We start from the raw sequence: 26,037 nt of genomic DNA, 5'->3' as shown, positions 1-26,037 counted from the left end.
GACTGAATCCCATTTTATAGAGAATTCAGTCTGTTTAAACATTGCATCCTTAATGCGAAGCCGTATACTCTCCCAATTCAGAAGCCGGATCAAACTTCTCCTTACTCATCACAAATGCTGCCAATAGAGCTATAACAGACGGAATAATTGCCCAAGCAAAAGTATGAACAAGCGATGAGGACAATCCCTCTGTAATCTTATCAAGAACTTCAGTAGGGATTTTCTCACGAGTATCCGGGGTCAAAATAGTACTTGGATCGCTTAAATTCACCCCTATAGGTGCCGCACCACCGCTACTGAACATGGATGCTAATTTATTCGAAAACACATGACTTTGGATAATACCGAATACTGTAATGCCGAGTGTCATTCCCAGCTCCCGTGTGAAACTAAGTGTCGAACTAGCGGAACCTCGCTGCCTTGCTGTAAATCCATGAATGGCTGCGTTGCTTAGAACAGAGAATGAAGAACCTATTCCAAGACCTACTAGAAACATAAATATGGTGACCATGAACCTTGAAGAATCTGGTGTTAATGTGGTTAGCAAAGCGATACCTAAAACGAGCAGTATTAACGTCGATATCATGATGGTGCGATAGTTGAACTTCGAGAGCAGGAATCCGCCCCCTGCTGCAGTGATAACGGAGCCGAGCATCATAGGAAGTAGAACAAGTCCTGAATTCGTTGCCGAGCCGCCAAGAACCCCTTGAATGTAGATTGGAATGTACACCGAGGCTGTAATAAATGCTGCTCCGCTAAATATAGCCATAACATTACTCGTAGAATAAAGACGATTCTTGAACATGCCGAAAGTAATGATGGGTTCTTCTGCACGACGTTCGATAAAAATAAATCCCACGATAAACACTACAAAAGCTAAGAACAATCCCACAATCACAGCAGAGTCCCAAGCATATTTTTTTCCACCAAGCTCAATCGCAAACATGAGACACAGGATAGAAGCTACAAGTGTAAACGCACCAAGGTAATCGATCTTTTCCTTGGAATGCTCAACAGACTCTTTATAGAAGAAAGCTATTAAAAAGAATGCGACAACACCTATAGGTAAGTTGATGTAAAAGACCCAAGACCAATGGATATAATCCGCTATATAAGCGCCAATAAGAGGTCCGAAAATACTTGATATCCCATAAGCTGCTCCAAATAATCCGCCGATCTTCCCCCGTTTTTCCGGAGCTACCACATCGAACATGATAGTGAATGCGATCGGAACGAGTGCCCCTCCACCAATACCTTGAATCGCACGATAAATACTCAGCTGAACTATAGAGTTTGCGGTACCACATAAAGCAGATCCGATCATAAATACAATAATTCCAAAAATAAAGAATCGCTTGCGACCATACATATCCGATAATTTTCCGAAAATCGGCATACCCGCCATCTCAGCTATCATATAAGCAGAAGTCACCCACATCAGTTTGTCAAAACCACCAAGATCCCCTACGATTGTTCCCATTGCAGTTGCTAATATAGTGTTATCCATGGATGCCATAAGTGTGGCCAGCAATAGAGCCGCTATAATAATGCCTACATTATTTTTCTTTTCCAATTTCTTAACCATTCTCTTTTGTTCCCTCCGCTTTTCCTTAATATCGAATTAAACTTATCGTTATAGATCGCACACCAGCCTCTCTCTAAACTTCTTGATGCATTACCTTTTGCAAAATTTTAATAAGTCCGATAAAATGAATTCAATTAATAGAACGTTTATCGAGTATCTCTATAGTCTATTATCTCGATCATCAAGATATTAATATTTTAAAAGGAGGGCTCTCTTTTGTCAAGAGATCTACACAATCAAGCGGAAAATCAGCAGGAAGACTTCACTTTGCGTATGCGGGGCCTAGGAAGTCGAACGATACTATATCAGCAAAATGTGGCAGCCTCACTTGGGTTATATAATAATGACTTTCTATCCATAGATATTCTCCACGAAAGAGGTCCCATCACCGCTGGTGAACTGTCCAAACTAACCGGACTGGCTACAGGTAGTGTTACGGCATTAGTTGATCGCCTTGAAAATAACGGTTTTGTTCGCAGACAAAATGACCCCTGTGACCGTCGAAAGGTCATTATTGTCCCTTTGTATGAAAATAATGAGGTCGGAAATGCTTACCTTCCACTGCATGCTGAGATGCTTAAACTAGCTTCCACCTACTCGGATGAAGAGCTTGAACTTATTACACAATTTTTAGGAAAAGCAAGTACGATCCTGGAAGAGCAGATTCATCGTCTCAGCTCCACGACAAACAATAATCCGTCTACTTAATCCTTAATTAATTATCAAAAAAGGACGATACCCATAGTCTAATCACAATGGGTATCGTCCTTTTTTTCTAAAATTATTCGACTGTTACTTCGTATCTATGGAAATAGTCAGCTTTCCATTGGATTCAACTAAAGAAATTTTGGCGTTATCCGTCTGCCATACCCTACGAAAGTTCGTACCTTCGCCTTCTTTTTCTATATCTGCTGTGCTACCTTCACTTTTAGTCGTAAGCTCTCCAAGCTGTTGCTTTATCTCTTGCGTTAATTTTTCCTTGGTAGCTTCTTCAAAATGAATCGTCTCTCCAATCACTTTTTCAGTGTGATCATAGGAGACCTGAAGATTTGCTTTGTGATTCACAATCTTCTCGTTATATTCGCGGGATAAAAGAGTAGAATTCGTACCTTCATTACGATTAGGTGCGCCTTTGCCGAGAGCTTGGACAACTTGAGCATCCTCTTTTCCAATCAAAGTGGCAAGTTCCTCAAGGCTAAATTTTTCCTCAGCTCCACTTGGCACAACCGTTGGAGGTGGTAGCTGGGATTTATCTGCTACTGGTCTTGAGCATGCACTTAGTGCAAAGATCGTAAGCAGTAACAAACAAGTTATCTTTAATTTCTTCATGGGTTTCATTCCCTTCATTGCTAGCACTTGATTTATTTTTCACAATTTATTGAATGATTATGTATCAACATAGCCAAATTCGCCCATAAAAAAGACGATATCTCATGAAGTCAAATGACTTTAAGATACCGTCCTGTATTCTGAATCTAGCAATTAAAGTGAAGCTGAGGCTTGGCTGACCCAAGTCACTAATTGAGCCACATCAACTGTATTCCCTTTACGCAGTTTTAGTGTTTTTCTCTCCGGAGGACCCTCAAACATCCCTTCCGGTAACTCAAGCTCGCTCGTATTAAAAATAACAAAACTTACCGCATCTTTTGATGTTGAGATGGCTGCGGCGTATTTCCCATTTTTCAAAAAATGTGGCTTCTTGTACTGAATTCGTTCCTGCACATCTGGGATCGCCTGGTGTACAACTTCACGAAGAGTATTGGATAATTCCACCTGCCATGGTTCTTTTAACGTTTCAATAAAATCAATTACTTCCTGATTCATTCTTCATCGCTCCTCTAAGTAATTAACTATTAAAATTCTGTAGCATGCTTGAAACGCCTACACAAAACCAAAATTTATAATAACAAAGGTCAAGCCTTCCAATATAAGTGCCCCTCCGGAACGAAATAAGGAGCATTTACTCTATTTTCGCCTTCATTGGCTACGATGGCACAAATCGTTTCCTCTTCCTCATACTTAATTAGGTCTCCTATTTTCAAGGTCGACAATTCGGGGTCAGTAATAGCCACGTCTATATACTCTTCCGTCCAAGTTTGTCCTTGATCTCGACTAATGGTACATCGCAGAACACGAGGCTGATTTCGATATTCTTCTAGCGTACATAACGTAGCCTCAACTAATTCCGTGAGATCACTTTCGGTCGTGTAGAGCCCATACCCTAAATTGAAAATCCGTTCCTTAGTGGCAGCCCTTCGTTTCAGCCTCCGAGCTTTCCGTTTATCTAATTTGTCAGTTTTCATCTCTATCTCAATTCCTTCACATGGTTATGAAAAAATCATAAAAAAAACTTAAAAAGTTGATTACCCCATTTATTTCTTGTTCTCCCAGCCAATATCCTCCTCCGCATCCTTAATTTTTTTACCACTCACCAAATAAAAAGAAGAGTTCCTAAGAACTCCTCCCACACGCTTTCACTTAATGGATCGTCAGATTAAATCCGCTCTGAATATAATTCAGGTTGGGGTTTGCGATATTCGTTGTCGTCAAGTTGTTAAACGTTGCTGAACCATTGCCTGTGTAGGTATAGATTGCCGAACCCTGATGTGGCCCTGAGAACCTTGAAGTAGTAATACCATCAAGTCCTGTGCCATTAATGTTAATGTTGTTAAATACGATATTTTCAAATCCGCCACCATAACCAAACTGGATTGCATCGCGTTGTGTATTGATGATATCAATGTTGGTAAAGGTCACATTCTTAATGGCATCATTCGATGCCTCCAAGTCGATGGCTCCGCGTTCTCCACCATATAGGTCTTTACTGGTGCCACTTGTAATAATCGTTGTATCCGAAAAAACAATTCCGGTATTATTTTGGAAATGGTATCCCGGGAACACAGTATTCATTCTAATACCGGAACCGCCTACAGTGTCGATGATGTAGTTGTGATCAGCTTTATGACCACCGCCTCCAAAGAATGCTATGGCTGCTGCACGCCAGTTATTCTCAATAGTGTTGTACGAGAATGTGTTATTTACACCCGCCGGAGCACCATTGGTATTACTAGTCCACACAGCAAGACCATCGTCACCGTTATTACGTACATTTGTGTTTCGAACAATTGAATTGCTAGTTCCTTGGGAGTAGTTGATGCCGTCAGCAAGATTGTTCCGAATCCGGCTGTTCTCAACAACAAGCCCACTGGCATAAATAGCAGGCGTATGCGCATAGTCACCTACCCACATACCACATTCAAAATGTTCTACCCAGACATCATGGATGATTGAATTGGTTCCGAAGTTATCCATAAATCCTTTATAAATTGCATTTTGTCCATAACGGGATCGCAAATTCGAATTCATATAAACATTGCTAAAATCCAGCTTGCCGCTAATACGGAGTGAAATCCCACCACCCGCTGCATTAGGATTAGTAAATTGGAGGTTGGTATGCCAGATCCCAGCACCCGTAACCGTAAAGTTGTTAATCATATTGCTGGCAGAACCAATTTCCCACATGCTGCTAAGGTTAAACGTTCCGGCAGGAATATACATGCTCTTACCGCCTGCAACAGCTGCATTCACCGTTGCTTTAAAGGCTGCAAGGTCATCCTGACCGTCATTTGCTACAGCACCATAATCTGTCACTGACACGGAGTTCGCCGGACGAGCGACAGCAGTAGGAACGGGTTCGATTTCGAGGAAATCAACTCCATATTCCAGGCTATCTCCATTGTTCTTCTGAATCCGGATGGTGTCTCCAGGCTGGAGAGGGGTGTCTAATTTCCAGTGTACTTCATCAAATCGGAAGAGCGGACGCCCAGCACTAGGAGTATCACCAGGCATATCACCCGAGAAATACTGCCAGCTGTAATAGGAGGTTAACGATACGGTTTTGACTTTTACTCCATTCACATACACGTCAAGTGAGCCATTAAGTCCCATACCATCTGAAGAGTCAGGCATAGTAAATCTCATCGTCACACCCGCGCCGCCTTGCCCCTGTCTTACCGTCCATCCTACGTTCGAACCATTCGAAGGAAGGGCTACATAACGTTGACCTGATGCTTCTGAAGCGATTAGTGCTTGATCAAACGTAGGAGCAGATTTCAATGTTGCACCACCACCGAGAGTAGCATCTTCAGTATCGTACCGACTATAAGGCATGCTTGCACCACGTAAAGCATACACAACTAGATTAGCCGTGTTAACATTGTTTGATTGCTTGGCTGTTACTTCGTTCGCATCCACTTCAACACTAGTGGTGACAGTATAATTGCCGTTGACTGCTGTCCATATCCCTGGAATTGTGACGTTAATGGAAGCTCCTGCAGCTATGGTTCCGTTATAGGATCCAGTAAATGTCTGAATCGTGGAGCCCGCTGAGTTCTTTAATGCTACTGTAATACCATGAGAACCGCTTGCAGAAGCAATGGTCCCTTGATTCTTGAGATTCACGGTAAAAGCTACAGAACTATTGGCAACTGGATTACTTGGGGTCCATGAAGCCGCGCCCACTAAGTCAGAGCTGGAGACCGGAGCGATAACAAGCGGTGCCCCGTTCGTATAGCTGTTATTCCCTTCATTTTGCTCAAAAATCACATTGCTTTCATCTACCTTAGCGCTTAGAGTATAGGTCGCAGCAGTTTTGGCTCCAGCATTTAATGTCATTGAGGCTGTTGTGGAAGCCCCGGCAGTTAGTAAACCTACTGGTGCAGATCCAACTAGTTCATTGTTTAAGTAGAAGTTAACAGTTGTTGCTGGGGAGCTAGCATTTCCATTGTTCTTAACAACTGCATTTAATGTAATTGCACTTGTCTCGACCGGAGTAGTAGGAGACCAGGTCATACCCGTTATCATTAGATCAGGATTCGCTCCGGGAGTACCAAATACTTGAAACTCTGCGATTTGCCCAGCCGGCGCACCGGAGTTCGAAGTAATATTCAACTGAAGACGTTTAACCGTTGCCGAGACCGGGATGGTTACTGTGTTGCCCGAAGCTGGATTAAATGTATACGATTGAGCCGCTACCAAATTACTGAAGCTAGTCGTGTCTTGATTGTGACCAAGCACCTGAATCGTTTGAGTACGAGTACTCCAGGCAGTGGCTGGATTCAGCTTCAATACGATTGAAGTAATGTTATGGTTCGCACCTAAGTCGAGCGTCAACGTACTCGGATTGCTACCGCCTTCCCAGTATGTGCTTGTGTCGTTATCGTTCGCATTTGTGGCTACGAACGTTTGTGTGCTGGAAGATGCGGTAATCGACTTGCCAACAGCAATATTGCTCCCCGGAGCAGGTGTTGGTGTGACCGTTGGCGTCGGCGTAGCTGTTGGCGTTGGTGTAGCTGTTGGTGTTGGCGATGCTGTTGGTGTTGATGTTGGCGTTGGTGTTGGTGTTGGCGTTGGTGTTGGTGTTGGTGTTTCAGAAGGTGTAGTTGTTGTCGACGCTACAGTGATTAGATCCAGGTTAACGTTACCAGAATCACCAGCATCATATTTATATGCAATTGTGTTGTTACCTGCATTCAGATTTAGTACTTCAACTTTAGTGCTCCATGAATCCCAGTTTGCCAAGTTAGGTAATGAGGTCTGGCCAATTCTGGTACCATTGACGTAGATACTTATTGTCTTTGTACTGCCACTTGCATTAGCGTATTTCAACGTCACCTCACGGCTGCCTGCTGCTGGTACGTTAACCGTGAAAGTAGTTGTTGCACCTTGCGTCAAGTATCCATCCACGAACCCCGTACCGGAATAACCGGCATGGTCCGTATTTACTTTAGCTCCTCCAGATAGTGAAGCCGATTCAGCTTCGTAAGTACCGGAAGACGTTGGAGTTGCTGTTGGTGTAGGAATAGGACCGCTTGCACCGTAAATCTCGAATTCAGAAAGCTGAGCTGCTGGCCAGCCTGTATTGCTCGTTACATTCAGACGAACATAACGCGTACTGGTTGAGGCAAAATCGATCGTAACGCTGTTTCCTGCTACTGATGGGTTAAAAACATAATTCGTAGACGCTACAATGTCTGTGAACGTAGAACCGTTCGTGCTGCCTTGAACGGCCAGGGTTTGCGTCCTTGTTTCCCAACCAGAAGGTAGCTTAAGAACGACTTGATCAACATTCGTATTTGTACCTAAATCGACTTGAATCCATTGCGGGAATGCATTATTCGTACTTTCCCAATACGTATTTTGATTACTGTCTTTAACATTGTTCGGACTATAAGTTTGAGATTGACCGCTTGCCGTTACATTTTTACCGAGTGTCAGGTTTGGTCCTCCGGAGGCTGAAACAAAATTAAACGGACCCGCAGCCAAGAATAAGCTTGAAATCAACATGGATACTACCAACGACCATACAACATACTTGTTACGCATTTTAATTTTTAATCCTCCTCAATTATGTGTTAGATTCTCTAAATAAATGAACCTATCAAAGTGCTCGAATGATAGCGTTTACAAACTTAGTCACCTTAGAGCACATTTAAAAGAACCACACCCTCCCTTCACTTTCAGACACACTCATTATAGATAAATAGCTGCTCAAACTATAAGATGTAATCCTACGGAAAAGGTAAGTGATACCATTATTACGAAACTATGCGATTTATGGAATCTATGACATCTATTCAAACCAAAAAAGAGCCCGATTTAACGAGCTCTCTCTTGATCTGCAGAAGGTGCGTTTAATAATACTACCCCGCCTACTATTAATACTATTCCGGCAAACGTAAGAATACCAAATGGATCTCCCCATACAACCATACCCACAAGTGCGGTTAGAACTGTACCTACACCCGACCAGATCGCATAAGCTAAGCTTAAAGGTAATTCTCTAAGGCTTATAGATAAACTATAAAAAGCGATTATAAAACCAATAATAACCCCTATTGATGGGAGTAATTGCGTGAATCCTTCCGACATTTTCAGCATAGTAGTGCCTACGACTTCGCTAGCAATCGCTATACCTAGAGCTATATATCCAACATTTCTTTTCATGCTATAGCCTCCAAATTCTAATGAGCCCCACCAGAGAGCTTCATAATAATTACCCCACCAATAATGAGCAGCAAACCTAGTAACTTCTTACGGTTAAAGCTCTCTTTATAAATGAGCACGCCTATCAAGGCTGTCAATGCTGTACCCACCCCTGACCAAATCGCATAAGCCGTCCCTAATGGAATTGTTTTAAGCGCTAAAGAAAGACTATAAAAGGCAAAACCCATCCCAAGGATCACTCCAATGGAAGGTAATAGCTTTTTAAACCCGTTAGATACTTTTAGCATTGAACTGCCAAATACCTCAAAGATAATCGCTGTTGCCAATAATACATATGAATTCAAATTTAGCGCCTCCTTACTTCGTCATATTTATTAAATCTTGAATGACTTTAGTCCGTAATTCATCTTCTAACACACCTAATCCGAACATCTCAGAATACCATAACCCGTCTGCAGCCAACCTAACGATAGTAGAACGGACAGGATCAATGCCGTCGTTCTCTATATTTTTTTGCCACATTGCATATTGATTTTGAAATTTACTAAGAATATCCGGATTGGTAAAAAGAGCAGCCGAAAGTGCGGTACCGATCTCTTTGCCTTCTTTAAGATCTTCATCAATAGCTTCAGCAAAAGCCCGACTCCACTTTCCTTTCTCAAAGGTTGCGCTCATTGCCCTTTCTTGAACATTAGTAAAAAATTCGTTCGTTAACTCTTCCACCATCCCCATGATCAAAGCCTCTTTATTTGGAAAATGGTGCAGTAGCCCGCCTTTACTGACACCAGCCTCTTTAGCAACAGCTTCAAGGGTCAGCTTCTCCACGCCATTATTTTTAACAACCGCGGAAGCTGCCAGTAAAATTGCTTTCCGTTTAGAATTACTGTTCACGTTAATCACCTCTGCTATTTACTATACCGTCCGGACGGTTTTGTTGTCAAATAAAAATATCTAATTACATATAAAAAGCCCGATAATCCAGGCTCACATTTTTCAATCTATCGAGTTAAGTCTTTTATATACCAAGCATCACAAGCAAAATGCTCCGAACCTGCAAGTGGCGCGTTTAAACGTTCAAATCCGCTTTTTGTATAAAAACGGTTAGCTCCCTGCATATTCTGCAACGTCTCCAGATAACATTTGTTGTAATGAAGTTTGGCAAAATCCAGTGCGATATTCAATAGTTCGGTGGCTACTCCAGTACCTCTAGTAGTAGAAGTTAAATACATTTTTTGTAATTCGCATATGTCCTCTTCTTTCCCGAAAGGTGCAATTCCGCAACCTCCTAACACAGTTCCTTCCTCTTCAACAATCCAATATGCTCGATTCTCATCATTAGTATAGTACTGATATAAATGATGCAAGCTGTCATCTTCCCACGCTAAACCTGCTCTATTCCCTCCGAACTCCATTAGGCACTTCCTAATAATTTGTTCGATAGAATAATTATCCTTCATTTGTATTCGTCTGATGTTCATGATTAATCGGTCCCCTAACCTTCGAGTATCAATCTATTGTACCACTTAAATGAAAGGATAATTATAAGGGGTTTCATACATAATATAGGTGAATTTATTAAGGGAGGGACTTTAATGAAAGCGGCAGCAAAGCAGCTCTGGATTGCAGCATTAGGCGGTGTGAATGAAATTGGTAAGAATATGTATTTGCTGCAATATGCTGATGATATTGTTGTCATTGATTGCGGCTCTAAATTTCCGGACGAGAGTCTACTGGGAATTGACCTCATTATTCCTGATGTTACGTATTTATTAAGCAATCTTGATAAGGTTCGAGCATTAGTAGTTACACATGGACATGAGGATCATATTGGAGGAATTCCGTATCTGCTCAAACAATTAAATCTTCCGATCTATGCATCCCGGTTAACCCTAGGTCTAATTGAAAATAAACTGAGGGAACATGGATTATTACGTCAAACCAAGCTTCATGTCATTGATTCTGACTCCACTTTAAAGCTAGGTGCGTTTACTATAACGTTCTTTAATACCAATCATAGTATTCCGGATTGCCTTGGTGTTGTGTTCGATACCCCAGAAGGGACCGTTGTTCATACAGGGGATTTCAAATTTGACATGACCCCTGTGAATAAGCAGTATCCCGATATACATAAAATGGCCGACATCGGGAAGAACGGTGTAAGATTTCTTCTATCTGAGAGTACCAATGCAGAACGCCCGGGTTTCACTCCCTCCGAGAAGCTCGTAGGCGCTCATATAGAAGAAGCATTCATGAAAGCAGATCGCAGAATTTTTGTCTCTACCTTTGCTTCAAATGTACACCGTCTACAACAGATCATTGAGGCTGCTCATCTAACAGACCGTAGATTAACCTTACTTGGCAGAAGTATGGTGAATGTGGTCCGGGTTGCCCAAGAACTCGGATACCTGAGCATTCCCGATAACATGCTGATTGAGCCTACAGAAGCTGCCAAACTCCCCCCGGAGCAAGTAACTGTATTATGTACAGGCAGTCAAGGTGAGCCCATGGCTGCGTTATCCCGACTGGCTAATGCAAGTCATAGGCAGATGGAAATCCAGGCTGGAGATACTGTTCTGATTGCAGCTAATCCCATTCCCGGGAATGAACGCAATGTATCTAGAATTGTCGATAATTTATATGTACTTGGTGCTAAAGTCATCTATGGATCACGCAGCGAGCTTCACGTGTCTGGGCATGCCAGCCAAGAAGAGCTTAAATTAATGTTAACCTTAATGAAACCTGAATATTTCATACCTATTCATGGTGAATACCGTATGCTTCATCATCACAGCTTGTTGGCAGAGGCAGTTGGTGTCAACCCCGATAATATCTTTATTCTAAAGAATGGGGACATCGTTGAGTCTTCGTCAGGTGTTGTCCGTCAATCGGGCAAAGTGACTGCTGGACAGATCCTAGTGGATGGCCTTGGCATTGGGGATATCGGAAATGTCGTGCTTCGTGATCGTCGCCAGTTATCGGCAGACGGCATTTTGATTACAGTAATTACTCTAAGTCAAACAGATGGACGTCTATTAAACGAACCGGATACTATCTCCAGAGGATTCATCTATGTCCGTAACTCAGAAACTTTAATGGAGGAAATTAACCAGCTTGTAACTTCTACCCTTCAAAAGATGAGTGAGCCTGATCTAGGGCAATGGAATATCATCAAACAGACTATTAAGGAGACCCTGAGTAGATTTCTGTACGAAAAAACGAAACGACGTCCGATGATTCTCCCCATCATTATTGAGGTGTAGCAAAAAAGGAGCTCATGTAGAATGGGCTCTTTTTTTATATCTGGTGAGAATTAAATTTAACTATGTTATACATAATTTTAATGCGTCAGCTTCTAGCGCCATTTTTTGATGAATAATAATAATTTGCTCCAAACGAATAACCCGCTCCTGAAGACTAGTGTTTAACGGGTCAGATTGTAGCTGAGCATTCAGAGAAATGTATTGAGGTACTTCCCAGATACTACGTAAAGCAGTGCTTAAACAGTAGCCATATCGAGCAAGGCGCTCATCCCCATACCAGCCTGAATCCTTTAATCCTTTGATGTAGGCATGGAACAAGGACTCTTTGTAATCCTCGTAACGGTGAACAGGAATGACTCCTAAGCTCATGTTTACGCCAAACATTTTGCCAAGGTCTTCACCAATGCCGGATATGCTCATGAATTGCCAGTCAATCAGAACTAAACGTTTCTCTTCCATTTCACCCTGATTCAGCAGCATATTCATCTGACTGAGGTCCTGATGGGCAAGTACTCGTGGCAAGCTATTGAGAGCATTCAAGTTACTTTCTATCTGATTAGTAAAGCTGTGGAACCATGTCCAAATGTTTAGCGCATTATCTCTATGTAAATGATTTATGTAAGTATCCAGATTAGGCGCATACATTCTACTAGATGTAGTCCACGATTTTAGCCAGCCCCTGCATATCCAATCCTCATCAGGTATTTTCTTTCCGGTAAGATAAGCTCCATTGAATTGACCTAACCGCTCAGCGATAAAATCAAACTGCTGCTCCGTACGTGCATATTCCCCGTCTATTCGCTCCAACCATAACCATATGGTCCCTTCTGCTTGCTCTTCAACAAGATAACACTTTGGGGCTTGGATAGAGCCGGGAAGCTCATCCAGAATCTTAGATTCAAAGACTAGCGCTTCGCGGCGCCAGTAATTGTGATGGGCTGGATCCTCTTTTTCTACACTATCCGACTTAATGATTTTTAATATGATTGACCATGGAACCTGCTCTTGATTAACTATTGCCATACCGTGAATAGAAAAGATACCTGATGTAGTAAAGTTAGGCGTTTGATAATTTAAATCTTCGCAAGAGAAACTGATTATTTCTACTCTTGGTTCTCTAAAAAATCGTTGAACACAAATGTTAAGCTGATCCATTTTATTCTCTAACACATAGATCCTCCTCACGATCCGTAAAAAAAAGCCTACAAAGCGTAACTGATTCGTTAACACCTCATAGGCTTGTTCAATGTAACTTTGCTTATTAGAATACTTTTGTTGTCCAATCTTCGCAATTCCAGATATCGGTCACGATGTCTTGATAAAAATCCGGTTCGTGAGAGATCATGAGAATGCTTCCTTTGTATGCTTTCAGCGCGCGTTTCAGCTCATCTTTAGCATCGATATCCAAGTGGTTTGTCGGCTCATCCAGTACGAGAATGTTAGTCTCACTGTTGATGAGCTTACATAGACGCACTTTAGCTTTTTCTCCACCACTTAGAACTGCAATCTTACTTTCGATATGTTTCGTAGTAAGTCCGCATTTGGCAAGGGCGGCACGTACTTCGAATTGTGATAGGGATGGGAATGTATCCCAGATCTCCTCGATACAAGTCTTGTAATTGCCTTCTTTCATTTCTTGCTCAAAGTATCCAATCTCTTGATGGTATCCACGTTCTACCGAACCGGACAATGCTTGGATTTCGCCTAAGATGCTGCGAAGCAAGGTGGTTTTACCGATCCCGTTCGCACCGACCAACGCGATTTTTTGTCCACGCTCCATCAACAAATTCAGGGGTCTGGACAACGGTGTGTCATATCCGATAACCAATTCTTTAGCTTCGAAAATCATCTTGCCCGCAGTTTTACCTTCTTTAAAGTTAAACTGTGGTTTTGGCTTCTCTTTTGCAATCTCGATAATTTCCATCTTATCGAGCTTCTTCTGTCTGGACATCGCCATGTTACGAGTAGCAACGCTGGCTTTGTTACGAGCAACGAAGTCTTTCAGCTCTGCAATTTCTTGTTTCTGACGGTTATAAGCAGATTCAAGCTGTTGCTTTCTCATTTCGTAGACCTGTTGGAATTGCTCATAATCACCTACATAACGGGTTAGCTTTTGATTTTCCATATGATAGATCAGGTTGATAACGCTGTTCAAGAAAGGCATATCATGTGAGATCAGAATAAATGCATTATCATATTCTTGCAGATAACGTCTCAGCCATTCAATATGCTGCTCATCCAGATAGTTCGTAGGCTCATCTAGGAGCAAAATATCTGGTTTTTCAAGCAATAGCTTCGCAAGCAAGATTTTGGTACGCTGACCACCACTAAGATCAGCTACGTCACGATCCAATCCAATATCTGTGATTCCTAGACCGCGCGCGGTTTCTTGAATCTTCGCATCGATCATGTAGAAATCTTGGTTTGTAAGTGTATCTTGAATCGTACCCACTTCTTCAAGCAGCTTTTCCAGCTCTTCAGGCGACACGTCACCCATTCTGCCGTACATATCATTCATCTCTTGCTCAAGATCAAAGAGGTATTGAAAAGCGCCTCTGAGTACATCTTGAATGGTCATTCCTTTGGTCAACACTGCATGCTGATCAAGGTAGCCAACACGCACCCGTTTGGACCATTCAACTTTACCTTCATCTGGCTGTAGCTTGCCTGTAACAATATTCATAAAAGTGGATTTACCTTCGCCGTTAGCGCCGAATAATCCGATATGCTCGCCTTTTAGAAGACGGAATGAAACATCCTTGAAGATCGCACGATCTCCAAAGCCATGACTTAATCCTTCTACATTTAATATGCTCATTTATGGACACCTTTTTCTTATTTTTCTCGCTATATTATAAGCAGGATTACACAAAAACTCAATGGAGAAGCAAAAAAATATCATATTATGGTTCGAAACGCGATATATCTCAGGTTCTCAGATCCGATCTGTCAGATGACGATTTTGCGCTGGCGATTGCTCACCATCTTCTATATGATAGTATTCAGAGCTAGACTATAACGTTGAATTGATGTTCTAAGGAGAGTCAGTAATGAACAAACTTGTATTTTTTCTGGGACCCGCCGGGGCAGGCAAAACGACATTAGCAAAAGCGATCGCTTCAGCGCGTAAAGTCCCCTTTTTTGATATGGATATTCTTTTACGGCCAGCGGCTGACGCGATCATGACCTTACACGGATTAGACCCATCGGACAGAGACTCTGTCGAGTACAAACGATTATGCCGAGATTTGGGTTACCGGATTACGATGGACGCGGCGCTAGATAATATTGGTCTAGATGTGGATGCATTTGTGGTTGGACCCTTTACTCAAGAGGCTGCCAACCCTGACTGGATCAGCAGTGAGTTATCTCGAATCGGACGTTCTCTGCAAGATGTTGAGGTGAAGGTTGTGTTGGTCGAATTAGCCAATGAGGAATTGTACCGGAGACGAATTCAAGATAGACAATCACCTCTCGATGAATGGAAGTTCCAGCATTGGGATGAATTCCGCAAATCATTTGGAAACCGTAGTGTGAAGTGGCCGCTTCCAAGTTCCCATGTGAAGGTGATCGACAATTCTAATCCAGACATTACAAAGACAGTGGCTGAGGTAAAGCATTTTATCTACGATTAGAAATCACATGACTCACAAAAATAAGACCGACAAAGAGAGAATTCTCTTGCCGGTCTTTATGTTATTACTGGATATACTTCTGACTTACCAGATCCCCTGCTATGACTTCGGTAGGAATTACGAATTCAACGGAACCCATAGAACCTGGCCCTACTTCATATTTATTAAACACAATCACAAGCTTGCCATCATTATTGATGTAGAAGCTCTGGTCTTTCGTAATGGAAGTGAACATATCCGTTGGCATTTCATCGCCACTTTCAGGGATCCAATATACAATATCGGGGTCAGCTTTCATTTGTTCAATCATCTGCTCTTTAATATTTTGGCTAATCCGGTCAATGTATTGCTCATCCTTAAATAACATTGGCAATGTAATAAGGATTTGGTTCACTTTGTCTATCGTATCAAAAGTAACTTCCTCAGAAGAAGAACCTGAAGTTTCCACAACATATCTTCCAATGGAGAAAATACGATCATTGTCCGTTTTGACTTCATAACCCGTGTCCAGACCTAAATGACCTCCGCCTTCCTTCTTCAACTGTTCAATCTCAGATTGAAACTTTTTCATAGAGCGCCTTGTTCTCGCTCAAGTACTTGTTGTTTAATCCAAGCTCCAAATCCTTGTTCTCCATGTTCGTAACGGCCGGAACTTTGATATTGGCATCATAGTTATCCTCCGCTACAATATATTCTTTTATGGTTAGCACTTTAACTAACCGATCGACTCCTGGGATGGAGGATAATGCACTCGCCACGGTTACACTAGTGTTAATCGCAATCAGAAAGACAACAGCGGCTACACCCACACTAGCGAACCATTTATATTTCAATTGTTTTTTTCTTCTTTCTTTAAGCGAAAGCTTCAAAGAGCGATTCACAATTAAATCTAATTGTTCTGGGATTGGAATCTCGCTATATTCCTTATTTAAATCTTTTAAGTGGTCTTCCATCTTACATATTCTCCTTTGAGGCTTCATCCTTCAGTTTCACTCGTAATAACTGAAGTGCCTGATACAGTCTCGTTTTTATCGTATTAGTGTTCTCATTAAGAACTTCAGCCACTTCACTAATCTTCATGTCTTCAAAGTATCTCAATACGATCACGCTTCGGTATTTTATCGGCAGATCTTCAAGGGTTCTTTTCAAATCTATATCCGAGTAAACATCCTCTGCACCAGGACAATAGGTTTCAATCATCTCTGGCTCCATCGTCTGGATCCTTTTGTTTCTTCGCAGAAAGTCTAATGAAGTATTCACGACAATACGATAAAACCAGCTTTTCACGGCATCAGGATTCTTCAACAATTTAAGATTGTCCATCGCTTTATAAATGGAATCCTGAACAATATCGAGAGCATCCTCTTTGTTTTTAACATAGCTGTAGGCGAGTCTGTAGACATTTTCTTTGTTTTCGATGATACAATTTGTGAGTATTTTTTCGGATTTCCTATTCAACATTGTAGATTATCCTTCTCTGCTTGTTATCAAGTGTTGTAATAGGTGTAAGACGTATTGCGAGTTCAAAAAGTTTGGAGATTTTTTTTTTTTATTCAGCTTCCAAAGCTTTTACAAGAAGTGAGGCATAAAACTTAGAACCTTCAGGTTTCAAATGCACTCCATCTTCATAGAAGTAGTTGTCTTTCCCTTCACTAGCAGAATACCAGTCTACTACGGTTGTATTACTATATTCACTGGAAACTTTTGAAATATTGTGATTCACATTATTCTCCCACTTTCTTGGGACGCGAGTGTTGACCAAAAGAATCTGCTCAGCATCACTTAGTGAATCCAGTAGACTACGTAATTGCTTTGAACTAAAAGATCCGTTAGTCCCCAGCTCAATAATAACCTTTTTACCTAACCGGCCTTGAGCTTTAAGCTGATCCACTACCTCTTGAGCTTTCACCATCTGCCGACCGATCTTTCCTTCGATGACAATACCGGGTAATTTCTCTGTGAGGTAGGGTGCTACGTCCAAAATGACAGAATCTCCGATGGCCGTAACATCCTTTCCAGATTGACTCTTCTCTGCTACAGGTTCCTTTTCTTCAGGAACAGGTTTTGATAATTCTGACTCAGGCTTATCCACTCCTGAATTTGTAGCCTCCACCTTAGTTTCTGGCTTTTTCACATCAGGTTTAGATGTAGCTGTTGCCATGGCTGGTATTGATGATTTATCAGTTGCACTCTTATCTATCGGTTTGTGATCCATCGGATCATCCTTTATTCCCGTATCTTGTTGCTCTTGCTGCTGCAATTGTTGCTCTTGCTGTTGTAGCTGTTGTTGTTCATACTGCAGATCAGCCGATTCAATTGCAGGCGTATCAGATCCAGCATTTAACAAATAACCTTTGCATGCAATAGGTATAAGAATCACCGCTATAATAGCCATTAAGAAGCCTGGACGAATGCCACCACGTCGTTTTACGCTGATGTTCTTCCAAGTCTCTTTAAATGAACCTCGCCGAATGGGCTCCTCTACATACTTATATGACAATGATGCTAATAGAAAGCTTACCGCTACCTGAATGATGATGCGAAGCATGCCGCTCTCTTCAGTATTCACATTCGGACTGCTAAGAATAACGACTGGAAAATGCCATATGTACAAGCTATATGATCGCACCCCGATCCAACGCAAAGGTTTGCAGCCTACAATCGCCCCTAAACGGCTGGCAGGATGAGCAAGTACAGCAATAACTACTGCAGCAATCAAAGAAATTATTAAAAACCCGCCACGGTAAAGCAAATCATCAAACTCATTAACCTGATTAAAAAGTACCAACAATAGAACGAGCCCTAATCCCCCAACAATATCAAGCATACGCTGAGCCGGCTCCGAGACCTTATCATTTAGTTTCTGACTTGGCCAAGCAATTGCAAGTGCTGCCCCAATGAGAAGTGCAAATACACGTGTATCCGTTCCATAATATACTCTACTCGGGTCTGTTCCCGGTACGTAGATCAATGCCATCGCTAAAGCTGAGACTGCAGCGCAAGTTAAAATCCATGCAATAAGCCTACCCCGCTGACGAGCAATTTTCATCACAATGATAAGAACGATTGGCCATAGAATATAGAACTGTCCTTCAATGGAAAGCGACCACAAATGCCCGATCGGAGAAGGGGGTCCAAAGCTTTCAAAATAAGAAACATTATGAAATATTAACCACCAGTTGTTAAAGTAAAATAAGGAAGACATAAAGTCACCCTTGAGCCCGAACAATCTTGAGGGTTCTATAATTAAGAGCCAAATAGCGACCACAAAAAGCATGACGATCATCGCAGGCAACAGCCTCCGCGCCCTACGAACCCAAAAGTCTAAAAGGTTCAGTCTTCGGTGCCGTTCCCACTGGTTAATGATTTGGTCAGTAATGAGATATCCTGAGATTACAAAAAATATTCCAACGCCGAGAAGTCCACCCTCAGCCCAATTCAGATTCAAATGATATGCGATTACAGCAAGTACTGATAAAGCCCTTAGACCATCAATTCCTGGCACATAACGCCTGCCGCCTACAGATTGTGAAGACGACTGGCTCCTCATATTTTTTCTGAAAAGCTTCGTGTTGTCTTTCATTATGTTTCAGTCCTTACCGTCGATTTATCGTTCATTAGTAAGACGCTGTAACCGTATGAAAAGTTCTGTAAGCAAGTGAAAATGTTATAAAATAAAAAAAGTATCTGGCAGAGTAACCTGCCAGATGTCTTTTCATTAATTACTCTGTACTTCAATGTGTAAAATATCTGTTACAAATTGGACAGGGACATACGTTTTATTATCTTGAAGTACGGGTGCAGTGCCTAATGCTTTGGGAGCCATTTTTGCTATAAAATAAGAATCTTTGTAAATAGAAACACTCGTCCATTGTGCTCCCTTCATTAACTCTGATGTTTTGGTAGCTTGATTCCACTTCAGTTCATAGTTCAATTGATTGGCTAAATCACGCAATGACAGCATCAGTACACCGTCTTTGTTGGTGAAACTTGCTATTTTTTTCAAATCAAGCTTTACAACGTCCGTGGAATTATGATTTAAGTTGAACCGAAACTCTGGTGATCCTACATATCCTGGTGCAATACTATATTTAGGGAATACGATCACTAAGTCACCTTTCTCGATATAAAACGACTGCTCAACAGAAGTTCCTTTGTACTCTTCCAAGAAATATTTATCTGGATCCTTTTTAATCTCTGCAAGAATATCTGCATCGAGCTTCTCTTTGTAGTTAGCACCCAGCAAATCCGACAGAGTAACTCGTTGTGCCTCCGCTGCGTTGTTCACATTATAAGTATCTATTCGCGGCATGCTAGTTCCGCCTTCAGAACCTTCAGTAATCACCTTCAAGGAGATAACACCTGCTGGATTACCTGTTCCATCAGACTTCAGTTCATAAGTAATATTAAGATTATATGGATGGAAGTCTTGTTTACCAGCTTGTGCTTTGTGGCCCATTTCCGCAGCGTCTTTCTCCCATTGTGTTAAATCCTTTTCAGCATGAGACAGGATAATATCATTCAGCTCATCTTGGTATTGCTTGTCCAGCATGCCTGTTAGTTGCGGTACTTTAATATCAGCGATCAAATATTTACTTGATGTGCTAAGCACCTTTTCCTGGATCTTAACACCAGTAAGTGCAGGGGTAGTTGATTGTGCCGTTGAAGAAACATTAGTTACTACTGCTGTGGATGTCATAGCATGAACCGGTAAGGAAGCTATGCTCACCCCCATAATTGCTGCACACCCTACTGCACTCATTTTAAATAGATTTTTTGTTGTCTTGTTCATATCTCGTCATCCTCCATCTCTATTTATAAGTGCCTTCCGATGACACTCATTAGCTAGACGCAGGGAGACCTCTAAAAAGTTTGGTGATTTTCTAATTTATTGTTAATTTCTTCAGCTTCTGTCCCCCGTAATTCTATCTAAAAAGGCTAATGTATATAAATTAATTAACAACCTACTCTTTTGCATTCGAAAATTCTCAATAGGAGCTAACTTTAAGACAACAAAAACAGCAACTTACTCATTTACGCATGGGTAAGTTGCTTTTTTTGATATTGTAATTTTTATTTACGCTAACCTATTACTTTACAGGTGAAAGCTCATCTTCCGTTACCCACTTATGGTTGGTTACTTTATCTCCACCCGTTATAGGTGTGAAATCAATCATGTATACCGTCGTTTGTTCCGCCGCGTTAATTTGAGCGGTTGCCCCTTTCATATCTTTCATGTGGTCGGCTTCCATCACGACTTCCGAGCCTGCTTCATAAGGTTTATCAGAAGCTTTTTTGATTTCTTCATGAATAATCCACTTGTGATTAGTAATTGGAAATCCACCAGTTGTGGGTCTATAAGAAACGGTATACGCCGTGGTGTCAAAAGCTCCAACTATGGTTGCTGTAGCACCCTTCATCCCGTCCATATGGTCCGTTTGGATGATCGCTTGACTTCCAACTTTATAAGCTGGATTCTCCGCCACCTTCAAATCATCAGGTACCTCACCTGAGCTAGAGTGCGAGGAATGTTCCATCTGTGTATTGTTTGAGGACATCTTATTGCCATAGCTATTATCATTACTGCATGCACTTAGACCGAAAGCAGCGGCGAACATGAGTAGAATTAATTGCTTTTTCATATAAAGAACCTCCGAAGTTTTATATGCCTTTGACTATTAATTTACCCATTTCAGAAGATCACAAACCGAAAATAATATTTTGAAAATTGTAAGACGTTAATTGGATTACCAATAAATGAGTGTTGTCTCCGTTATTGAAGGTTATTTATAATGTTTTCTGAAAGGAGGCTACTATAATGAAGACTAAAATATTCACTTTGTTGCTTCTTTTGGGTCTGGTAAGTATGGCTACTATGATCGGTTCTGCTAGTGCTGCTCCGGTATTAACAGTAGGAAGTTCTTCAGGAGATGTATGGGATCTTCAGTATCGATTGAAGACTCTGGATTTGTATACTCAGCCTTTAGATGGTGTATATGGATCACAAACGAAAGCAGCCGTTGCTAAATTTCAAAAAGCCTACGGATTAAGCGCCGATGGTGTTACTGGCACGAAAACATGGAATGCACTAAAAAAATATACGCTTAATATTGAGGAAATGGACATATTGGCTAAAGTTATCTACAGTGAATCTCGCGGTGAGCCTTATAAAGGCCAAGTTGCAGTTGGCGCTGTAGTTATGAATCGCATACAATCTAGTCAATTCCCAAACAATATTAAAGACGTAGTATTTCAAAAAGGTGCATTTACAGCCGTATCTGACGGTCAATACTGGCTTACTCCAAACCGGACTGCCTATTTAGCTGCTCTTGATGCTGTCCGTGGTTGGGACCCAACAAACAATTCGATCTATTATTTCAATCCAGATACAGCTACAAGTGCTTGGATCTGGTCACGTCCTCAGAACTTAAAAATTGGTAAGCATATATTTGCGAGTTAAACGCTTCAAATAAATGTAATAGCCGTCCAACCTTAGTGGTTGGACGGCTATTTTTTAGAGTCTGTAAAATATATTGTGTAAACTCTCAAACCCATTAAAATGGAAGTAAGAGAAAGGCTGGGGAGAACACATGGGACTTTGGACAAAACAGCAGTTACGGGAATTTATTAAGGAAAACAATTTGGTAAGCGCACAGGATGCGCAGAATGCTCTAAAAGAGCTGTTTGCGGAGACGATTCAGGAGATGCTGGAAGCCGAAATGGATACTCATTTGGGCTATGGAAAGCATGAGGTGAAAGCGAAGCTCACGCCAAACAGCCGTAACGGAAAGAGCCGTAAAACCGTAGTCAGTGAGTATGGTGAGCAGGAAATCGCTATTCCTCGGGATCGGTTGGGCGAGTTTGAGCCCTTGGTCGTCAAGAAGCATCAGTCGAATGTAACGGGCATCGAAGAACAAATTATTGCGCTGTATGCGAAAGGGATTAGCACCCGAGAAATTCAGGACCATTTAGGGCAGATGTATGGTATTGAGGTATCTCCAACGCTCATTTCCAATGTCACGAACAAGATTGTGCCTCTCATTAAAGAATGGCAGAACCGGCCTCTGCAAGGGGTCTATGCCGTCGTCTATTTGGATGCGATCCACTTCAAAGTCAAGCAAGATGGGGCCATTATCAATAAGGCTGCCTACATGGTCATTGGCATTGATCTGGACGGAAACAAAGACGTGCTGGGGATGTGGATTGGTGAGAATGAGTCCTCCAAGTTCTGGCTGAGTGTGCTGAATGAACTGAAGAATCGCGGGGTTCAGGACATTCTCATTATCTGCGTGGATAACCTGTCCGGATTCTCTCAAGCGATTGCCGCCTGCTATCCTCAAACGGAAATCCAGAAGTGTATTATTCACCAAATCCGCAGCTCCACACGGTACGTGTCGTACAAGGATATTAAGAAGGTAACAGCCGACTTAAAGCCTATTTACAAGGCAGCTACCGAGGAAGGTGCCTTGCTTGAACTCGACCGTTTCGAGGAAGTTTGGGGAGCGAAATATCCCCTCATTATCCGTTCCTGGCGGACCAATTGGGACGAACTCGCTACCTTTTTCAAGTACCCGCCTGAGATCCGCAAACTGATTTACACCACCAATATGATTGAGAGTTACCACCGTCAGCTTCGTAAAGTGACGAAGGGAAAAAGCATCTTTCCCACAGATGAGGCGCTACTAAAAATGCTCTATCTGGCCACCGTCGACGTCACTCGGAAATGGACAGGACGTGTCCAAAACTGGGGGCAAATGCTGCTCCAGCTGTCGGTCTTTTTCCCCGATCGGGTCGGTCAACACTTGCGTTAAATTCGCGACTTCCCCCTCGGGGGAATCTGTGCTTAAAAGAGTTTACACAAAATTATTGACAGACCCATTTTTTAGTATAAACGATCTTCTTAATACTATCCTTAGAAAGACAGTATTCACTTGAGAGCTGGTCAACGGTTGCGCCACCAGCAAACCTCAAGCAGATCTCAACATTTCTTGATTTCAAATACTTCCTACTCCCTGACTTCTCGCCCCATTTCACATGCAATTCTTCAGGCTTTGGAACGTAGACTAAACCACCATTTATATATTTCTGTATTTCTTGTAGTAACTCTTTTGGGAAGACTGTATCTGCATTTACATATTTCATAATTGTTCTGCTCCTTAAACTTTGATGAGATCACAAACAGCCTGCCTAACCATAATGGTCAGACAGGCTGTTATTATAAAAGCTTATTATTAAAGTTGAGATGACTCGGGACGGGAGCCTAATCCATTATTAAAATTAAAAATCATCTTTAATTCATCATCATAAGACTTCCTACATTCTTCTTGAAAGCTATCACTAGTATATTTCTTCAGTGTCTTTCTCCAAAAGTGCTGGGCTCTCCTATTTGTAGTCGTGGGGTTCGTCTGTAGCTCCCATTTTCCAATATGAAGATTAAAAACCTCCTTAGCCGCATGTTCAGCGATTCCCGTGCCTCGGAAGGGCCGCAGGATAAAGAATTCGTTTAAATAAAATTCACAACCTGGTGGTGTATGAGGTGGTGTGGCTACTAATGCAAAGCCAGCAGGAATTCCATCCTCTTTTATTAAATAAGGATATAAAATCCCCGGCTTCTCCCACCAGATATCGAAGACTTTATTCTGTTCATTCAGCGTCTGTGTTTCATTATCCTCGTATACCCCGTATTGATTAGGAAGGTTCCCCCATATCTCTGATAGATCGTGTAAGTATAGTGGGTAGAGATTATTAATCATAAACTTCGTTGTGCTGTCAGTTAATGTTACGGTGATCTTCATTTCATTCACTCCCTCCCATCGAATGCTTGGATGTATTTATGGCGATCACTTAAATAACGTTCTGTGTAGTTATCTTTTGTATAATCCTTAAGCACTTTTCGCCAGAAAGCTATAGCAGGTTTATTATTTTCCATTTGAGCTAGTTTCCATTTGGCTTCTTTAAATAGATCAAGTGTTTTTATTGCGGCAGCAGTACCTATTCCATTTCTTCTGTATTTCTGCAAAATCATAAAGTCATAGACCACATGAGTTGGATCTGGGTCTTTATCTAAGTTTTCAAAAAGTACAACCACAAATCCAGCTAAGTTTCCTGAAATCTCGATCAGATAAGGATTCCATCGATGATCCCCTTCCCAAAAATAATCAATATCAACCTCGAATTTTCCATGCTGATTCACATCTTGATCCGTAAAAAAACTGAAATCATAATAGTAAAGTTGATATAGATTAGACAGTACCGCTTTATCTTCAAACGTTACTGGAACAAGTTTAATTTCCATCATACCCCCACGTTTGCTTCATTATTGTTACTTCTGTACTTAGTATAATCACGACGTCACTCTAGTTATATGCCATATTTGATTTGAATTGAATTTTATATAAAGTCATTATTCATCTAGAATAAAAAAAGCTCATATGAGCTTTTACGCCCACATGAACTTTTTTCAGTCTAACAATCAAGTTAAATCTACGATGACTTTAATGGTTTCTTTAGCTTCAATGGCTTTGTCAAAAGCTGCTTGGATATCCTCTAATTTAAAGGACTGTGTCACCATTGTAGAGATATTCGTTTTCTTGTCGTTAATATGTTCAATAACCTTTACAATATCTTCATGTGTGTATCCACTAGCTCCAACTATATTAACTTCTTTACTCATCACTTGAGCAAGGCTAATAGGTACTTCATTTTTATAAACGGCAATGATTGCAATTCTTGCTTGTGGCTTTACAATCTGCATCACTTGTTCAAATAATATCGGGGCACCCGCTGCGTCTACAAAAGCATCTACGTTTGGCATGTTAACGCCGTAAACATTTACTTCCCCGAAGTGTTTAATTAAGCCCTCTGCTAATGATTCAGTCGTCGTATTAACTGTTAAAGCTCCTAATTCTTTGGCTTTATCCAAACGCCATGGATCAATATCCACAACACAAACCTCTTTAATGCCTTCCCCTATTAATCCTGCAGCAGCAGATAAACCAATAGGACCCGCTCCGAGAATTACGATTTTTTCACCTTGTTTGGGTTGTACACTAAAGGCTCCATGAAAGCCCACACTCATAGGTTCCATTAATACAGCCTCTGTTGCCGAAACGGAATCATTAAATTCATAAAGATTATAATTTAGTGCTGCATCTTCAATTAAGACATATTGTGAAAAGGCTCCTACCTCCAACGAATAACGACGACCTGCACGTTTTGCAGTAATTGGATTCACACCTAAACGCATGCCCACGTTTAAATTCTTTTCCACTTCAGAACCTAACTTGACGATCTCACCGAACATTTCGTGACCAAATTCCGAACCGAAACGGATACCCATTTCAGAGCCTGCTTTTACGATATTAATATCTGTCCCACAAATTCCACCGGCTAAAATACGAATCAAAGCATCTTTTGGCCCTACTTCAGGTATTGGCCGCTCTTCTATCCCCACACTATTTTTACCGTGATAAATACCGACCTTCATCATTCTTAACACACTCCTTATTACTATCTATTACTAAATGGTAGTAGTTATTGTGGAGCTTAGCAA

General features: G+C 41.4%; 26 protein-coding genes. 5 read left to right on the top strand and 21 right to left on the bottom strand.

Annotated elements, in window-relative coordinates; genetic code table 11:
- Positions 1–49: 49 nt before the first annotated feature.
- On the bottom strand, positions 50–1,585 hold the full coding sequence (locus tag NSU15_RS14750) for an MDR family MFS transporter (RefSeq protein ID WP_339291095.1): 1,536 nt from the start codon (positions 1,583–1,585) through the stop codon (positions 50–52).
- A 273-nt stretch (positions 1,586–1,858) separates the two neighbouring features.
- Here NSU15_RS14750 and NSU15_RS14745 point away from each other — a divergent pair, with 273 nt between their 5' ends.
- Positions 1,859–2,293 (top strand): MarR family transcriptional regulator, encoded by a 435-nt coding sequence (locus tag NSU15_RS14745; RefSeq protein ID WP_139328499.1) that lies wholly within the window; start codon positions 1,859–1,861, stop codon positions 2,291–2,293.
- An 84-nt stretch (positions 2,294–2,377) separates the two neighbouring features.
- Here the strand turns inward: NSU15_RS14745 and NSU15_RS14740 are convergent, their stop codons facing one another.
- From NSU15_RS14740 to NSU15_RS14705, 8 genes are all read right to left on the bottom strand, one after another.
- Positions 2,378–2,914 (bottom strand): hypothetical protein, encoded by a 537-nt coding sequence (locus NSU15_RS14740; protein ID WP_339291094.1) that lies wholly within the window; start codon positions 2,912–2,914, stop codon positions 2,378–2,380.
- Positions 2,915–3,067: 153 nt separating this feature from the next.
- Positions 3,068–3,409 (bottom strand): DUF1801 domain-containing protein, encoded by a 342-nt coding sequence (locus tag NSU15_RS14735; RefSeq protein ID WP_042127593.1) that lies wholly within the window; start codon positions 3,407–3,409, stop codon positions 3,068–3,070.
- A gap of 89 nt (positions 3,410–3,498) precedes the next feature.
- On the bottom strand, positions 3,499–3,888 hold the full coding sequence (locus NSU15_RS14730) for a hypothetical protein (RefSeq protein ID WP_339291091.1): 390 nt from the start codon (positions 3,886–3,888) through the stop codon (positions 3,499–3,501).
- A 175-nt stretch (positions 3,889–4,063) separates the two neighbouring features.
- The gene (locus NSU15_RS14725) at positions 4,064–7,969 is read right to left on the bottom strand and encodes a discoidin domain-containing protein (protein WP_339291090.1); all 3,906 of its coding nucleotides are present in this window, start codon (positions 7,967–7,969) and stop codon (positions 4,064–4,066) included.
- A gap of 273 nt (positions 7,970–8,242) precedes the next feature.
- Entirely contained in the window at positions 8,243–8,590 is a 348-nt protein-coding gene (locus NSU15_RS14720) for a multidrug efflux SMR transporter (protein ID WP_042127587.1), read from the bottom strand.
- A 17-nt stretch (positions 8,591–8,607) separates the two neighbouring features.
- A complete protein-coding gene (locus NSU15_RS14715; RefSeq protein ID WP_042127584.1) occupies positions 8,608–8,934 on the bottom strand; it encodes a multidrug efflux SMR transporter in 327 nt (108 codons plus the stop codon).
- A 13-nt stretch (positions 8,935–8,947) separates the two neighbouring features.
- Positions 8,948–9,481 carry a TetR/AcrR family transcriptional regulator gene (locus NSU15_RS14710; protein WP_339291088.1) on the bottom strand — a complete coding sequence of 178 codons (534 nt, stop codon included), beginning with the start codon at positions 9,479–9,481 and terminating at the stop codon, positions 8,948–8,950.
- 107 nt (positions 9,482–9,588) lie between these two features.
- Positions 9,589–10,068 (bottom strand): GNAT family N-acetyltransferase, encoded by a 480-nt coding sequence (locus NSU15_RS14705; protein ID WP_339291086.1) that lies wholly within the window; start codon positions 10,066–10,068, stop codon positions 9,589–9,591.
- 114 nt (positions 10,069–10,182) lie between these two features.
- On the opposite strand from NSU15_RS14705, the gene NSU15_RS14700 reads away from it, so the two are divergent.
- On the top strand, positions 10,183–11,850 hold the full coding sequence (locus NSU15_RS14700; protein WP_339291084.1) for a ribonuclease J: 1,668 nt from the start codon (positions 10,183–10,185) through the stop codon (positions 11,848–11,850).
- A 60-nt stretch (positions 11,851–11,910) separates the two neighbouring features.
- Here NSU15_RS14700 and NSU15_RS14695 read toward each other — a convergent pair whose 3' ends face one another.
- Together NSU15_RS14695 and NSU15_RS14690 are read right to left on the bottom strand one after the other, a co-directional pair.
- Entirely contained in the window at positions 11,911–13,020 is a 1,110-nt protein-coding gene (locus NSU15_RS14695; protein WP_339291082.1) for a phosphotransferase, read from the bottom strand.
- Between the two features lie 91 nt (positions 13,021–13,111).
- The gene (locus tag NSU15_RS14690) at positions 13,112–14,668 is read right to left on the bottom strand and encodes an ABC-F family ATP-binding cassette domain-containing protein (protein WP_042188035.1); all 1,557 of its coding nucleotides are present in this window, start codon (positions 14,666–14,668) and stop codon (positions 13,112–13,114) included.
- A gap of 232 nt (positions 14,669–14,900) precedes the next feature.
- Here NSU15_RS14690 and NSU15_RS14685 point away from each other — a divergent pair, with 232 nt between their 5' ends.
- Positions 14,901–15,485, top strand: a complete 585-nt coding sequence (locus NSU15_RS14685; protein ID WP_339291081.1) for an AAA family ATPase — start codon at positions 14,901–14,903, stop codon at positions 15,483–15,485.
- 64 nt (positions 15,486–15,549) lie between these two features.
- On the opposite strand, the gene NSU15_RS14680 is transcribed toward NSU15_RS14685, so the two are convergent.
- The 6 genes from NSU15_RS14680 to NSU15_RS14655 form a co-directional block, all read right to left on the bottom strand.
- A complete protein-coding gene (locus tag NSU15_RS14680) occupies positions 15,550–16,056 on the bottom strand; it encodes an RsiV family protein (RefSeq protein ID WP_339291079.1) in 507 nt (168 codons plus the stop codon).
- Positions 16,037–16,438 carry a hypothetical protein gene (locus NSU15_RS14675; protein ID WP_339291077.1) on the bottom strand — a complete coding sequence of 134 codons (402 nt, stop codon included), beginning with the start codon at positions 16,436–16,438 and terminating at the stop codon, positions 16,037–16,039. Before NSU15_RS14675 ends, NSU15_RS14680 begins: the two co-directional genes overlap by 20 nt.
- Before the next feature lies 1 nt (position 16,439).
- Positions 16,440–16,946 (bottom strand): sigma-70 family RNA polymerase sigma factor, encoded by a 507-nt coding sequence (locus tag NSU15_RS14670; protein ID WP_339291075.1) that lies wholly within the window; start codon positions 16,944–16,946, stop codon positions 16,440–16,442.
- An 88-nt stretch (positions 16,947–17,034) separates the two neighbouring features.
- Positions 17,035–19,035 carry an acyltransferase family protein gene (locus NSU15_RS14665; RefSeq protein ID WP_339291073.1) on the bottom strand — a complete coding sequence of 667 codons (2,001 nt, stop codon included), beginning with the start codon at positions 19,033–19,035 and terminating at the stop codon, positions 17,035–17,037.
- Positions 19,036–19,203: 168 nt separating this feature from the next.
- Complete coding sequence (locus NSU15_RS14660) at positions 19,204–20,277, bottom strand: DUF3298 domain-containing protein (RefSeq protein WP_339291071.1); 1,074 nt, start codon at positions 20,275–20,277, stop codon at positions 19,204–19,206.
- Between the two features lie 298 nt (positions 20,278–20,575).
- Positions 20,576–21,127 carry a YdhK family protein gene (locus NSU15_RS14655; RefSeq protein ID WP_339291069.1) on the bottom strand — a complete coding sequence of 184 codons (552 nt, stop codon included), beginning with the start codon at positions 21,125–21,127 and terminating at the stop codon, positions 20,576–20,578.
- 224 nt (positions 21,128–21,351) lie between these two features.
- Here NSU15_RS14655 and sleB point away from each other — a divergent pair, with 224 nt between their 5' ends.
- Together sleB and NSU15_RS14645 are read left to right on the top strand one after the other, a co-directional pair.
- Positions 21,352–21,945, top strand: coding sequence for a spore cortex-lytic enzyme (gene sleB / locus NSU15_RS14650; RefSeq protein WP_339291350.1), 594 nt, complete (start codon positions 21,352–21,354; stop codon positions 21,943–21,945).
- A 130-nt stretch (positions 21,946–22,075) separates the two neighbouring features.
- On the top strand, positions 22,076–23,296 hold the full coding sequence (locus NSU15_RS14645; protein WP_076119303.1) for an IS256 family transposase: 1,221 nt from the start codon (positions 22,076–22,078) through the stop codon (positions 23,294–23,296).
- 52 nt (positions 23,297–23,348) lie between these two features.
- Here the strand turns inward: NSU15_RS14645 and NSU15_RS14640 are convergent, their stop codons facing one another.
- The 4 genes from NSU15_RS14640 to NSU15_RS14625 form a co-directional block, all read right to left on the bottom strand.
- Positions 23,349–23,627 carry a CD3324 family protein gene (locus tag NSU15_RS14640; RefSeq protein WP_339291067.1) on the bottom strand — a complete coding sequence of 93 codons (279 nt, stop codon included), beginning with the start codon at positions 23,625–23,627 and terminating at the stop codon, positions 23,349–23,351.
- An 89-nt stretch (positions 23,628–23,716) separates the two neighbouring features.
- Positions 23,717–24,280 carry a GNAT family N-acetyltransferase gene (locus tag NSU15_RS14635; protein WP_339291065.1) on the bottom strand — a complete coding sequence of 188 codons (564 nt, stop codon included), beginning with the start codon at positions 24,278–24,280 and terminating at the stop codon, positions 23,717–23,719.
- A gap of 5 nt (positions 24,281–24,285) precedes the next feature.
- Positions 24,286–24,783, bottom strand: coding sequence for a GNAT family N-acetyltransferase (locus tag NSU15_RS14630; RefSeq protein ID WP_339291063.1), 498 nt, complete (start codon positions 24,781–24,783; stop codon positions 24,286–24,288).
- A 174-nt stretch (positions 24,784–24,957) separates the two neighbouring features.
- Positions 24,958–25,974 carry a zinc-binding dehydrogenase gene (locus tag NSU15_RS14625; RefSeq protein WP_339291061.1) on the bottom strand — a complete coding sequence of 339 codons (1,017 nt, stop codon included), beginning with the start codon at positions 25,972–25,974 and terminating at the stop codon, positions 24,958–24,960.
- Between the last annotated feature and the right edge of the window lie 63 nt (positions 25,975–26,037).

This window comes from Paenibacillus sp. FSL E2-0201 (assembly GCF_037963325.1).
GTDB lineage: Bacteria > Bacillota > Bacilli > Paenibacillales > Paenibacillaceae > Paenibacillus_AQ.
The sequence above is the reverse complement of the archived record's forward strand: the minus strand, read 5'-3'. Positions and strand labels throughout refer to the sequence as shown.